At 75.7% G+C, this 12989-nt stretch carries 10 protein-coding genes; 9 read left to right on the top strand and 1 reads right to left on the bottom strand.

What is annotated here, in order from left to right:
* The first annotated feature begins 94 nt into the window (after positions 1–94).
* Both ACFYVL_RS18000 and ACFYVL_RS17995 read left to right on the top strand, forming a co-directional pair.
* A complete protein-coding gene (locus tag ACFYVL_RS18000) occupies positions 95–391 on the top strand; it encodes a DUF4193 domain-containing protein (protein ID WP_185026814.1) in 297 nt (98 codons plus the stop codon).
* 13 nt (positions 392–404) lie between these two features.
* A complete protein-coding gene (locus ACFYVL_RS17995; protein ID WP_389245748.1) occupies positions 405–1466 on the top strand; it encodes a hypothetical protein in 1062 nt (353 codons plus the stop codon).
* A gap of 53 nt (positions 1467–1519) precedes the next feature.
* Here ACFYVL_RS17995 and ACFYVL_RS17990 read toward each other — a convergent pair whose 3' ends face one another.
* Positions 1520–1987, bottom strand: coding sequence for a DUF3093 domain-containing protein (locus tag ACFYVL_RS17990; RefSeq protein WP_389245746.1), 468 nt, complete (start codon positions 1985–1987; stop codon positions 1520–1522).
* Positions 1988–2216: 229 nt separating this feature from the next.
* Between ACFYVL_RS17990 and ACFYVL_RS17985 the strand changes: the two genes are divergently transcribed.
* The 7 genes from ACFYVL_RS17985 to ACFYVL_RS17955 all read left to right on the top strand — a co-directional run bounded on the left by ACFYVL_RS17985 (position 2217) and on the right by ACFYVL_RS17955 (position 12922).
* On the top strand, positions 2217–2759 hold the full coding sequence (locus tag ACFYVL_RS17985; protein ID WP_389245949.1) for a PaaI family thioesterase: 543 nt from the start codon (positions 2217–2219) through the stop codon (positions 2757–2759).
* A complete protein-coding gene (gene dut, locus ACFYVL_RS17980) occupies positions 2756–3316 on the top strand; it encodes a dUTP diphosphatase (protein WP_389245743.1) in 561 nt (186 codons plus the stop codon). The genes ACFYVL_RS17985 and dut overlap by 4 nt, the downstream gene beginning before the upstream one ends.
* A 1-nt stretch (position 3317) precedes the next feature.
* Complete coding sequence (locus ACFYVL_RS17975) at positions 3318–4091, top strand: DUF3710 domain-containing protein (protein ID WP_389245741.1); 774 nt, start codon at positions 3318–3320, stop codon at positions 4089–4091.
* Positions 4092–4342: 251 nt separating this feature from the next.
* On the top strand, positions 4343–7861 hold the full coding sequence (locus ACFYVL_RS17970) for an ABC transporter permease (protein WP_389245739.1): 3519 nt from the start codon (positions 4343–4345) through the stop codon (positions 7859–7861).
* Between the two features lie 502 nt (positions 7862–8363).
* Complete coding sequence (locus ACFYVL_RS17965) at positions 8364–11099, top strand: hypothetical protein (RefSeq protein ID WP_389245737.1); 2736 nt, start codon at positions 8364–8366, stop codon at positions 11097–11099.
* Entirely contained in the window at positions 11096–12043 is a 948-nt protein-coding gene (locus ACFYVL_RS17960; protein ID WP_389245735.1) for an ABC transporter ATP-binding protein, read from the top strand. Before ACFYVL_RS17965 ends, ACFYVL_RS17960 begins: the two co-directional genes overlap by 4 nt.
* A 72-nt stretch (positions 12044–12115) precedes the next feature.
* A complete protein-coding gene (locus tag ACFYVL_RS17955) occupies positions 12116–12922 on the top strand; it encodes an ABC transporter ATP-binding protein (protein ID WP_389245733.1) in 807 nt (268 codons plus the stop codon).
* Positions 12923–12989 lie beyond the last annotated feature (67 nt).

The raw sequence follows: 12989 nt of genomic DNA, 5'->3' as shown, positions 1-12989 counted from the left end.
GAGGCAAAATCTCCGCCTCAGGTCGGGCACAAGTCCGGCCTCTCACGCGTTAGTGCGCCTGAGACACCGCAACCACCCAGAGGGGGAGAGCGACATGGCAACGGATTACGACACCCCACGTAAGACCGATGACGACCTCAACGAGGACAGCATCGAAGAACTCAAGGCGAGGCGGAACGACAAGTCGAACACGACCGTCGACGTCGACGAGTTCGAGCAGGCTGAAGGCCTGGAGCTGCCCGGCGCGGACCTTTCCAACGAGGAACTGTCCGTCCGTGTGCTGCCCCGACAGGCCGACGAGTTCACCTGCATGAGCTGCTTCCTGGTCCACCACCGCAGCCAGCTGGCCCGCGAGAAGAACGGCCAGCCGATCTGCCGCGACTGCGACTAGGACGGGGTCGGCCGTGACTGGCGCGACACCGTTCAGGAAGCGGCCTTTCCGGCGCAGGAACGCGTCGGAGGCACCACAGGAACCACAGGAGTCAACACAGGGCGGTACGGGCCCCGAGGACGCCGCACAGGCGCCCGACGAGTCCGCCGCCCACCCGCCGTCCCACTCGTCCACCGGTTCCGGGATCTCCACCGGGCGGGCGGACGGCGATCCGAGTGAAGCCGCCGGCGCACGTGACGGCGAGCGGGGCCTGGTGGCCCGGCTCGGCGCAGCGAAGGGGTCCGTGACCGGGACCCGGCGTCTGGCGGCCCTCGGACAGGGCGTGCGCAAAGGCGGCGAAAGCGCCAGAGCGGGCGTCCGCAAGGGCGGCGAGAGCGCCAGAGCAGGGGTGCGCAAGGGCAGCGAGAGCGTCCGGGCGGGCCTCGGCCACCTCGCCGACCGCATCATCGAGAACGCCCCGCGCGTTCCCGTGCGCGACCTCGCGACCCTGCGCCGGCAGTTCCCGGGCCTGACCCCGGAGCAGCTGGCGGACAAGCTCGTGGCCGGCGCCGCCAACGGCACGTCCACGGTGGGCGCGGGCGTCGGCGCGGCCGCGATGATGCCCGTACCGCTGGCCATGCCGGCCGAGATGGCCGCCGAGATCACCGGCGTCGCCGCGATAGAGCTCAAGCTCATCGCGGAGCTGCACGAGGTCTACGGGCAGCGTCCGCCGGGCAACCTCAAGCAGCGCACCCTCGCCTACCTCGGCTCCTGGGCCGAGGAGCGCGGCATCGACATCAGCAAGCCGACCACCCTGAACCTGGCCCTCGGCGGGCAGGTCAAGCGCGAGCTGCGCCAGCAGATCATGAAGCGCATGGTGCGCAACCTGCCGAACCTGATGCCGTTCATGGTCGGCGCCGCCGTGGGCGCGGTGATGAACCGCCGCGACACCAGGAAGCTCGCCGACCGCATTCGCGAAGACCTGCGCCGCAGGCAGATCCCGTGGGACGCGCTCCCCGCGCTGCCCGAGCTGGACCACGCGAAGGAGCTGCGGGAGCTGGAGGCCGGCAGCGGCCCCAAGGCGCTGGGAAGCTGATCTCCGCCCCCTGACCCCTGACTCTGGGCCCCCGGGTCCGGGACGCCCGGCGCTCAGCCCTCGGAGGGCTCGGCCGCCTTCGTGCGGGCCGCCGCCAGCGTGTCCGCGAGGGCCTGCGGGTGACGGGTCGAGAGGTACGCGTACGGGGTCGGGTCCGACGGGTCCGTGATGCGCACCCGCAGCGCGGTCGGGATGTACGCGCGCAGCAGCATGAACGCACGCGGGTCGGCCTTGTGGGTGCGCCAGGCGCGGGCCTCCTCGGCGTCCAGCACCTCGGCCTCGCCGAGCGCCGACACCGGGATCCGGGCGTCGCCCGCGACCAGCGCGCCGGCCACCACCCTGATCCGCACCGAGCCGTACGTGCTCACCGCGACGGCCGACAGGGCGATGCCGCCGATCACCCCGCCCAGCATCGGCAGCGGGCCGACGGGCAGCAGGATCAGCCCGCACGCGATGCCCACCAGTACGGCGATCAACCACCACGAACGGGGCGCGGTCAGGCGTTCTTCGTAGGACTGCATGCCGTCCAGCTTGGCACGGCGCGGCCCGCGCCCGGCCACGCGGGGCCGCGCCCGCCCGGGGGCGGAGCGCCGGACCCCCGGACGGACCGGCGGGCCGCCGGGCGGGGACCGAATGACTTCCCCGGCGCAAACCGAAGTAAGGTCTGCGCCTGTGAGTACTGAGAACCCCCGGGAGGCGACTCCCGGACGCCCGGCCGGCTCCACGGCCCTGACGCCCCCGGCCGAGGCCATAGCCCCGGTCCGGCACCCCGACGCCCCGGCCCCGGGAGAGCTTCTCGGCGCGCACTACGAGCACTGTTTCGGCTGCGGCGACGGACAGCCGCACGGTCTGCACCTCCAGGCGCGGGCCGGCGAGGGCGTGTGCGTCAGTGCCGAGTTCACCGTCCAGGCGGCCCACCAGGGGGCTCCCGGGCTCGCCCACGGCGGCGTACTGGCGACGGCGCTGGACGAGACGCTCGGCTCGCTGAACTGGCTGCTGCGGGTGATCGCGGTGACCGGACGGCTGGAGACCGACTTCGTCCGCCCGGTGCCCGTCGGCACCGTGCTGCACCTCGACGCCGAGGTCACCGCCGTGCACGGGCGCAAGATCTACTCCACGGCGACCGGACGGATCGGCGGCCCCCAGGGGCCCGTCGCGGTCCGCGCGGACGCCCTCTTCATCGAAGTCAAGGTCGACCACTTCATCGACAACGGCCGCCCGGAGGAGATCCGGGCGGCGATGGCCGACCCCGATCAGGCCAGGCGCGCCCGCGCCTTCGAGGTGAACCCATGAGCCGCAACCCCGTCGACGTACTCATCCGCCGGGTCGATCCCGGCGTACCGCTTCCGTCGTACGGCCACCCCGGTGACGCCGGGGCCGACCTGGTCACCACCGAGGCCTGCGAACTCGCCCCCGGCGAGCGGACGGTGCTGCCGACCGGCGTCTCGATCGCGCTGCCGGACGGTTACGCCGCCTTCGTGCACCCGCGTTCGGGTCTTGCCGCCCGCTGCGGTCTGGCCCTCGTGAATGCCCCGGGGACGGTGGATGCCGGGTACCGTGGGGAGATCAAGGTGATCGTGGTCAATCTGGACCCGCGCGAGAGCGTGCGGTTCGAGCGTTTCGACCGGATTGCCCAACTGGTCGTCCAGCAGGTCGAGAAGGTGCGCTTCCACGAGGTCGCGGAACTTCCCGGCTCGGCACGGGCCGAGGGGGGCTTCGGGTCCACCGGCGGCCACGCCGCGGTGGGCGTCCCCGCGGGCGCTCCGGCGGACGGCTCGGTGGATGGCCCGGATGACTCAACGGGTGGGAACTCATACGCTTCGGTCGTTACCGACCGGGAAGGACAGTGACGTGTTCGGACGTCGCAAGAAGAGCGAATCCGCCGAGGACCAGGCGGGCGTGACCGAGCAGGTCGCCGACGAGGCACAGACCGGCGGGGCCTTCGAGGACACGGACGGCGAGGCGCACCGGGTGAACCTGCCGCCGGCGCCCCGGCCCGACGGCCCGTGGGACGTCTCCGAGGTCTCCGAGCCCGGCAAGGACCGGGTCGACCTGGGCGGCATCTTCGTGCCCGGGGTCGAGGGCATGGAGCTGCGGGTGGAGGTCGCGGGCGACGCGATCGTCGCCGCCACCGTGGTCCTGAGCGACAGCGCCATCCAGCTGCAGGCCTTCGCCGCGCCGAAGAAGGAAGGCATCTGGGGCGAGGTCCGCGAGGAGATCGCCACCGGCATCACCTCGCAGGGCGGTGTCATCGACGAGGTCGAGGGACCGCTCGGCTGGGAGCTGCGCGCCCAGGTCCCCGTACAGCTGCCGGACGGCAACAGCGGTGTGCAGCTGGTGCGTTTCGTCGGAGTGGACGGGCCCCGCTGGTTCCTGCGCGGAGTGATCTCCGGTCAGGGCGCGGTACAGCCGCAGGCCGCCGGAGTCCTGGAGCAGATCTTCCTCGACACCGTGGTCGTCCGGGGCGAGGGGCCGATGGCGCCGCGCGACCCGATCGTCCTCAAGCTGCCCGACGACGCGCAGATGGTCGCCGAAGGCGTCCAGCAGGAGGAGCAGGCGGAGTCCCGCTTCTCCGGCGGCATGGGGCAGTTGCAGCGCGGCCCGGAGATCACCGAGGTGCGCTGAAGTCCTTTCCCGGCCGGGGTTCTCTCCGGCTGTCGTACGCGGCCGGTGGCCCGTACCCCTCGGGGGTGCGGGCCACCGGCCGTTTCGCCGCCCGGTCTCCGGCGGCCCGTCTCCGGCGGTCCGTCTCCGGCCGCCCCGGCGGAGGCGGCAATTCCCCTCCTGTGCAGGGAAGTTGGTGTGCTCCGGGCCGTTGCGTGGTGCGTGGGAGGCCTCCCATACTGTGGCGGATCACTCGGGGGAGGAATCGGTCTGTGAGCTGGCGACGGCGCGGGAGGGCGCCCGTCGTGGTGCGCTGGGCGCGGCACCACGCCCTGGTGCTCTGCGCGGCGGCGCTCGCGGTGCTGCTCGCCGCGACGGTGCTCGCGGCACTCGCCTCGCTGACCGAGACCGCCGTCGAGGGCGGTGCCCAGCGGCGCCTGGCCGCCGACCCGGGAGCGGTGCTCACCGTCGTGGGCGACCACGTCCCCGAGCGCGACGGCGCGACGACCCGCCACGCACGGACGGACCCCGCGGTGCGCGAGGCGGTCCGCCGCAACTTCGGACCCGTACCGCACCGGACCGCGGCGGCCCTGCGGGCACCCCGCTCGTTCGCGACGGAGTTCGGCGTGGTCGACGGGTCCGGCCGGGAACGGGACGACCTGACGGCCGCGGTGGTCTCCCTGGAGGGCGTCGGCACGGACGCGCGGCGAGGGGGCGGGGGTGCCGCAGGGGGCGGGGGCGAGGCCGGGGCGCAGGAAGGCGGAACGGCCTCGGGCGGAGTGGCCGTGAGCGGTGGGGGCGGGGCCGGAGGGCGGAATTCCGGAGCTGCCGGGGCCGGAGGGCAGGGAACTGGAACGGCCTCGGGCGGAGTGGCCGCGCGCGGTGGGGGCGGGGGCGCCGCAGGGGTTGGGGGCGGGGACGCGCGGCTTGTTGAGGGGCGGTGGCCGGGGGTGGCCGGGGGACCGGTGGAGGCCGCGTTGCCGGTGGACCTCGCGGGGCGGCTGCGGGTGCGGCCCGGCGGCACCTTCGGGCTGGTCGTCGCCGAGGGGCGGCGCGTCCAGGCGCGGATGACCGGGACGTACGACAACCGGCCGGGCAACCCGGCCCTGTGGCGCGGACTCGCCGGCTCCTTCGGGAGCCCGGACCGGCTGGTGCTCGTACCGCGCGCGGCGTTCCTCGCCGAACCCCGGTTCGCCTCGAACGCCAAGGACCTGTGGCTCGCGGTGCCCCGGTCCGAGGGACTGAGGCTCGGCGGGATCGAGCCGCTGCGCGAGCGGCTGCGCACCTTCGTCGGCAGCGACACCGGGCTCTCCGTCTTCCTCGGCAGCCGAGCACCCGACGGCGTCGCACTCACCGTCGAAGGCACCCTGCCGATCGCGCTGGGCCGGCTGGAAACACCGATCCTGGTCTCCCGGGCCGGTCTCTACATCCCGGCGAGCCTGCTCGCCGCACTGGCCGCCGCCGCGCTCGTCCTCACCGCCAGGCAGCTCGCCGAGCACCGGCGCCCCGAACTGGCCCTGCTCGCCGCACGCGGTGCGGGCACGCCCCGGATCGCCGGATCCGGCGTGACCCACTGGGCCGCCGTCGCCCTGCCCACCGGGCTCGCCGCGCCCTTCCTGGCCGGACCGCTGCTGTCCGGTCTCGGCCGGGCCGGACTGGTCCCCGGCCGGCTGCCCGGGTCGGCGCTGCTGCCGGTCGGCTGGGCGTTCGCCCTGCTGGCCGTGCTGGTGCACGGTGCGGCGATGCTGACGCCCGCCCTGCGGACCGCCGCCGACCGGGCCGCCGTCGGGAAACTGCGGCGCAGGCCCGGCAGGCTGTCCGGGGCGCAGCGGGCGGGCACCGACCTGGCCCTCGCCGCCGTCGCCGTTCTGGGCTGGCTCCAGCTGCGCCAGTACCGCAGCCCGGTGGGCGACGGTGCCGGGGTCGACCCCGTACTGGTCCTCGCACCCGTCACCATGACCTGCGCCGCCGCGCTGCTGACCCTGCGGCTGCTGCCCGTCGCCGCCCGGCTCGCGGAGCCCCTCGCCCGGCGCGCCCGGGGCCTCGTCCCGTCGCTCGGCGGACGGCAGGTGGGCCGGCGGGTCTCCGGGCACGCGGGGCCCCTGCTGGTGGTGGCGCTCGCCCTGGCCGTCGGCGCGCTCAGCGGCACCTCGCTGGCCATCCTGGACCGGGGCGACCACGACCAGGCCGCCTTCGCGACCGGCTCCGACCTGCGCATCGTGCCGGACCACAGCGACGGGCCGCCGTCCGGCGAGCGGCGGGCGAAGTACGCCGCGCTGCCCCGGGCGAGCGCTCTGACACCGGTCTTCGAGACCGAGGGCGGCTTCGGCCAGGAGACCATTGCCGTCACCTCGCTCAACACCGCCGCCGGCGTCGTCCCCGCGCTCCGCCCCGACCTGGCGCGGCGGCCGATCGGCGAACTCCTCGCCCCCCTCGGACGGGACGTCCCCGGGCACGGGGCGGTGCTCGACACGAAGGCGCTGCGCCCGTACGGGGGCCGGCTGCCGATGCGGGTGCGGCTGTCGGCCGACGGACCCGGCAGGGCGGTGCCGCTGGGACTGACCGTCGTCCTTCAGGACGCCGACGGCCTGGCGCACCGCAGCACGGTGCCCCTCCCGGTCAACGGCGGACGGCCGCAGACCGTCTCGCTGCCGCTCCCCGTCCGGCCGGCCGAAGGAAGACCGCTGCGGCTCGTCCAGCTCGCCGTGCGCATGGACGGCGAGAGCGTGCAGCGCACCTACCGGCTGACCGTCGACCAGGTGCCGGGGCTCACCGCCCGCCCCGTCTGGCTCGACTCCGAGCGGGGCAGCAAGGTCGTCGCCGGCCGGGCGGGCTGCCCCGGCCGTCCGCCCGCCGCGCCGGGCCCCGACGGCCCGCCGGACCCCGTCCTGTGCTCCGACACCGCACGGCCGGGGACCCTGCTGGACGGGGCGCTGCGCGGTCCGATGCTGCCCGCCCCGTACCCGAAGCGGCAGCTCACCCTGGTCCCGGACGCCGAACGTACCGGGGCCCTGCCGGTCCTGGCCTCCGACGCCTTCCTGAAGGCGACCGACAGCAAGGTCGGCAGCACCGTCGAGGTCTCCCTGCGCGGCGTGCGGACCGTCGACGTCCGGATCACCGCCCGGATCGCCGCGGTGCCCGGCGCGTCCCGCGACGTCCCCCGGCTGCTGGCCGACTCCCGGGCGCTCGCCGCCCGCCTCGTGCCCAACGGCCAGCTGCTGGAGCGCGAGGAGTCCTGGTGGGTGTCGGTGCGCGGCGGCGACTCCGCCGCCGCGCTGGACGCCGTACGGCAGTACAGGTACGGGGAGGCCGTCGACGTCGCCCACCAGCGGCGGGAACTTGCCGCAGACCCGCTGCGCGAGGGCGCGCGCGGGGCACTCACCCTGTGCCTGGTCCTCGCACCCGCCTTCGCGGTCGTGGCGTTCACCCTGCACACCGCCCTGTCCGCCCGTGCCAGACAGCGCGAGTTCGCCCTGCTGCGGGCACTCGGCCTGCGGCGCGGACAGCTCGCCGCCTACCTGTGGACCGAACAGCTGTGCATCGCGGCGGTGGCCGCCGTGCTCGGCACCGCCCTGGGCACGGTCCTCGCCTCCCTGATCATGCCGCTGGTCACCGTCGACGATGCGGGCAACCCGGTCTTCCCGTGGCTGCTGACGGAGATCCCCTGGGGCCGGGTCGCCGTCACCGTCGCCGCCACGACCGCACTGATCTGCGCGGTGGTGACGGTGGCCGCACGGTTCCTGGCCCGCACCGACCTGGCACGGGTTCTGAGGGCGGGGGAGGACCGATGACGCGGGCGGGGGAGGACCGATGACGGGGACGGCCGGGGACGCCCGGGAACCGGCGCCGGACCGGGAGCCCGGGATGGCTTCGATGAGCAGGGGAGCGGCGCCGGAATCGGGGGTTGCTCCCGAGGGGCGGGGAGCGGCGGCCGGCTCGGGAGGTGCGGCCGAGGGCCGGGGAGCGGTGGCTGGCTCGGGAGGTGTGGCCGAGGGCCAGGGGGCGGTGGCTGGCTCGGGAGGTGTGGCCGAGGGCCAGGGGGCGGTGGCTGGCTCGGGAGGTGCGGCCGAGGGCCAGGGGGCGGTGGCTGGCTCGGGAGGTGTGGCCGAGGGCCAGGGGGCGGTGGCTGGCTCGGGAGGTGCGGCCGAGGGCCAGGGAGCGGTGCCGGGCGCCGAGGGTGCGGCCGAGGGCCAGGGAGCGGCGGCCGGCTCCGGGGGTGCGTCCGGGGGGCGGGGAGCAGCCCCGGAATCCCGGGGTGCGCCGGGCGGTCGGGGGCCTGGCCGGGGGTCGCTGTTGCGGCGGGTTCGGGCCGAGCTGCCCCTGACGTGCTGCCTCGCCGTGCTCGTCGGGCTGCTCTCCCTGGCCGCGGCGGCCGGACCCGCCGTCGTCGACGCGCTGGCCGGGCGCGCGCTCGCCGCCCGCGTCGAACATGCCCAGCGCACCGCCCCCGCGATCCGCTTCGAGGCGCTCTTCCGCGAGGTGGGCGACGGCCGGCCCGTCACCGGCGAACTCCTCGACGACCTCAGGGCCAACCGCTCCCTCCTCGAATCCGCCGCCCCGCCGCCGCTGGAGGGCCGGGTGACCCCCGAATCGGTCCGCATCGAGATCGCCGCGGGCGCCGCCCGCACCCCCGGCGGTGCCGCCTCCTTCACCCTGCACCTGGCCGACGACGGCCCGAAGCCCGGCGACTACGTCCAGGGGCGGCCCCCGTCCACCACCGAGGGCGCACTGGAGATCGCCGTCTCCACCCGCACCCGCGACGCGCTGCGACTGCGGCTGGGCGACCGCCTCGACCTCGTCCCCGCGCCCAACACCAAGGAGGTCGCGGGCAGGGCCCGGGTGGTCGGCTTCTTCCGCCCCGCCGACAGCCCCCTGCTCCGCGAGACCCCGCTGCTCGCCACCCCCCTGACCGCGCCCGGAGGGCAGTCCGCCGCCTGGCAGGCGGCGGCGGTCATCGGCGCGGCAGCCGCCGAACAGCTCCAGGAGGACGCGACCCTGCCGATGATCGCGGTCTGGCGGCTGCGGCTGCACCTCGACGTTCCCACCGCCACCACGCTCGTCACGGGCGAGGGGCGCGCCGCACTGCGCCGCGCCGTCCCCCGGTACCTCGACGACGCGTCCCAGCTGTACTGCGGCATCCCCAGCTTCGGCCTGGGCGGCTACGACTGCCGGCTCGGCGAGCACCCCGCCAAGGAGCTGCAGGACCTGGGCACGCTCCCGCGGATCCTCGACGACTTCGACCGGGACTGGGCACGGGCCCGGGTGATGATCGCCTTCGCCCCGGTCTCGCTGTTCTGCGTGGGCCTCGCCGCCTGCGCGGCAACCGCCCTGCTCGCCCTGCGCCGCCGGCTCCCCGACGACCGGCTGCGCCGCGCCCGCGGCGCCTCCGCGACCCGGCTCGCCGGAGCCGCCGCCCTGCGCACCGCACCCCTGGTGCTCCTCGGCGGCGCCGCCGGCGTGCTCGCCGCACTGCGGCTCGCCCCGCCGGGCACCTCGCCGCCCGCCCTGCTGCCCGCGGTGACGGTCACCGCCGCCGGCTGGCTGATGCTGCCCGCCGTCACCTGGTACCTGCTGCGCGACGGCGCCCTGCACGCGCCCGTACGCACCCGCACGGGCCGCACCCGCAGGGCCGCGCTGCGCAGGCTGACCCTGGAGGTGTCGCTGCTGCTGCTCGCCGCGGCCGGCGTGTACACCCTGCACGCGCGCGGCGCGGTCGCGGAGCCCGACCTCCAGATGGCCGCCGTACCCGCCCTGCTGGGCGTCGCGGCCGTCGTCCTGCTGGTGCGCTGCTACCCGACGCCGGTACGGGCCGCTGCCCGCTGGGCCGCCCGGGGTCGGGGCACCGTACCGATGGTCGCGCTGTCCCGGGCGGCGCAGGACGCCCCGGCCCGCGCCCTGGCCCTGCTGGTCCTGGTCACCACCCTGGCCACCGCGGTCTTCGCGGGCATCGTCGGCCAGAGCCTCGTCGAGGGCCGCGAGGACACCGCCCGCTGGCAGACCGGCGCCGACGCCTCCTACGCGGCCGACCGCCTCGACGCCCGCACGGTACGGCAGATCGCCCTGACCCCCGGCATCGAGCACAGCCTCACCACCGACCGGCGCACCGCCGACCTCAACGACGCGCGCGACGGCGCCAACCACGGCACCGTCGACCTGGTCTCCCTCGACTCCGCCGCCCTGCGCGCCGCCGTCCCCGGCTCCGCCGTCGGCCGCGCACTGGCCGGCCTGCGGGCGGACGGCGGCGACATCCCCGTACTGGCGGGCCCCGGACTGCGCGAGGGCGCCGTCTACGCGGCCCGGGTCCGCGGCACCGTCGTACGCGTCAAGGTGGTGGGCCCGCTGCCGCCCGGCACGTACCGCGACCGCACGCTCGGACCGGTGCGCGACGGGTCCGACGTGCCGCTCCTGCTCACGGACCGCGCGCTGCTCAAGGGGCTCGGCGCCGTCGCCCCGCGCGCCTCGGCCCTGCTGCTGTACGGGCCCCGCATCGACCGGCCCGCACTGCGCGCACTGGTGCCCCGGGCCGCGCCCGACTCCACCGTGGGCCGGCTGCGGGTGCTCACCGAAGAACTGGACGCGGCCGGCCGCGACGGCGTACTGGCGGCGCTGACCTCGGCGTTCCGGCTGTGCACCGCGTTCACCGTGCTGCTGGCGCTCGTCGCCCTCGTCCTGGACCTGCTGCTGGCCGCGCCCGAACGGGGCCGCACCGCCGCCCGGCTGCGGACCATGGGACTGGGCGACCGGGCCACCGGCGCGCTGCACCTGGTGCAACTGGTCCCGATGGTGCTCGCGGCGGCGGTCGGCGGGACCGTCCTCGGACTGTTCCTGCCCGCGCTGCTGGGACCCGCCCTCGACCTGCACGGCTTCACCGGCGGACCGGTCGCCCCCGCCGTGCGCGCCGACCACGGCACCACCGCGGCACTGGGCGCCGGATTCCTGCTGCTGGTCGCCGCCGCCGTCGCGGTGGAGACGGTGCTGGCCCGACGCCGCAAACTCACCGCCGTACTGCGACTGGGGGAACACGGATGACCGGAACGGACGTCACCGGGCTCGACGTACTGGAGGCCCGCGCCAGGGCGGCGGCGAGGCCCGCGGCCGACGAGGGACTGATCCTCTGCGACAACCTGGTACGGGTCTACCGCACCCAGGACGTCGAGGTACAGGCGCTCCAGGGGCTCGACCTGGTCGTCGAGGAGGGCGAGTGCACGGCCCTGGTGGGCGCCTCCGGGTCCGGCAAGTCCACCCTCCTGTCGATCCTCTCCGGCCTCGACCTGCCGACCGCGGGACGGGCCAGGGTCGCCGGGCACGACCTGCTGTCCATGGGGCGCCGCGAACGGCTCGGCTACCGCCGCCGCACCGTCGGCTTCGTCTGGCAACAGACCGGCCGCAACCTGCTGCCCTACCTGACCGCCCTGGAGAACGTCGCCCTGCCGATGAAGTACGCCCGCGTCCCCCGCCGCACCAGGACCGCGCGCGCCGGGGAACTGCTGGACGCGCTCGGCGTCGGGTACTGCCGCGACCGCCGCCCGCAGCAGATGTCGGGCGGCGAACAGCAGCGCGTCGCCGTCGCCGTGGCGAGCGCGAACGGCCCGCGCGTGCTGTTCGCCGACGAGCCGACCGGCGAACTCGACACCGCCAGCGGCGCCGACGTCTTCGCCGCCCTGCGCCGCGCCAACGAGGAACTGGGCACCACCGTCCTCGTGGTCACCCACGACCCCCTGGTCTCCGAGCAGGTCGGCCGCACCGTACGGATCAGGGACGGCCGCACCGCGACCGAGACGCTGCGCGCCGAGGGGGACCCGGGCGGCGAGGAGTTCGCCGTACTTGACCGGGTCGGGCGGCTGCAACTGCCGCGCGAGCACATCGAGCGGTACGGGCTGCGCGGCCGGGTGCGGCTCACCGCCGAGCACGACCACGTCGGGGTGTGGGCGGACGGCACCCCGGCCGGGACGGACGATCGTCCGGCAGGCTGATGCCCGTTGTCACAGGCATGGGCAACACTGGGCACAGGGACAGCACCAGCGGTACGAGCGGGGGAGCGGGCAATGACCGACAGCACGGGTACGGCGGCGGCCACGGGCGGGGGCACCGCCACGGTGCCGGGGGACGCCCCCATGGTGGAGGTCCACGACCTGCACCGCTCCTTCGGCAGCGGCGCGGCGGCCGTGCACGCGCTGCGCGGGGTCTCCCTCACCGTGGGGCGCGGGGAACTCGTCGCGCTCAAGGGGCGGTCCGGATCGGGCAAGACCACCCTGCTCAACCTGGTCGGCGGCCTCGACCGGCCGGACGGCGGCAGCGTCACCGTCGACGGCACCGCCATCGGCGCACTCGACGAGAGGGGCCTGCTGGAGCTGCGCAGGGACCGCGTCGGATTCGTCTTCCAGTCCTTCGGACTGATACCGATCCTCAGCGCCGCCGAGAACGTCGAGGTGCCGCTGCGGCTGCGCAGGACCGAGCCCAAGGAGCGGGAGGAGCGGGTCGCCCTGCTGCTCGGCCTCGTCGGGCTCGCCGACCACGCCCAGCAGCGCCCCGGCGAGCTCTCCGGCGGACAGCAGCAGCGGGTGGCCATCGCCCGCGCGCTGGCCAACCGGCCCGCCCTGCTCATCGCCGACGAGCCGACCGGACAGCTCGACGCGGAGACCGGGCTCGCGGTGATGGAACTGCTGCGGGCGGTGGTCCGCAGCGAAGGAGTGACCGCCCTGGTCGCGACGCACGACGCCCAGCTGCTCGGCCTGGCGGACCGGGTGCTGGAGCTGAGGGACGGCCGGATCGTCGAGAGCGACGCGGCGGCAGGAGCGGCGGCGGACGGAGCGAGCGGGGAAGCGGCAGCCGGGGGAGCGGCGACCGGCTGAGCCGCCGGGGGGGCCTGCCCGCGCGGCGCATCAGAATCGCGTCAAGGCCCCTCCGCACGCCCACACC

This window comes from Streptomyces sp. NPDC004111 (assembly GCF_042874215.1).
In the GTDB taxonomy this organism is placed as follows: domain Bacteria; phylum Actinomycetota; class Actinomycetes; order Streptomycetales; family Streptomycetaceae; genus Streptomyces.
Note: the sequence above shows the minus strand (reverse complement) of the source record. Positions and strands in the feature narration are given on the sequence as shown.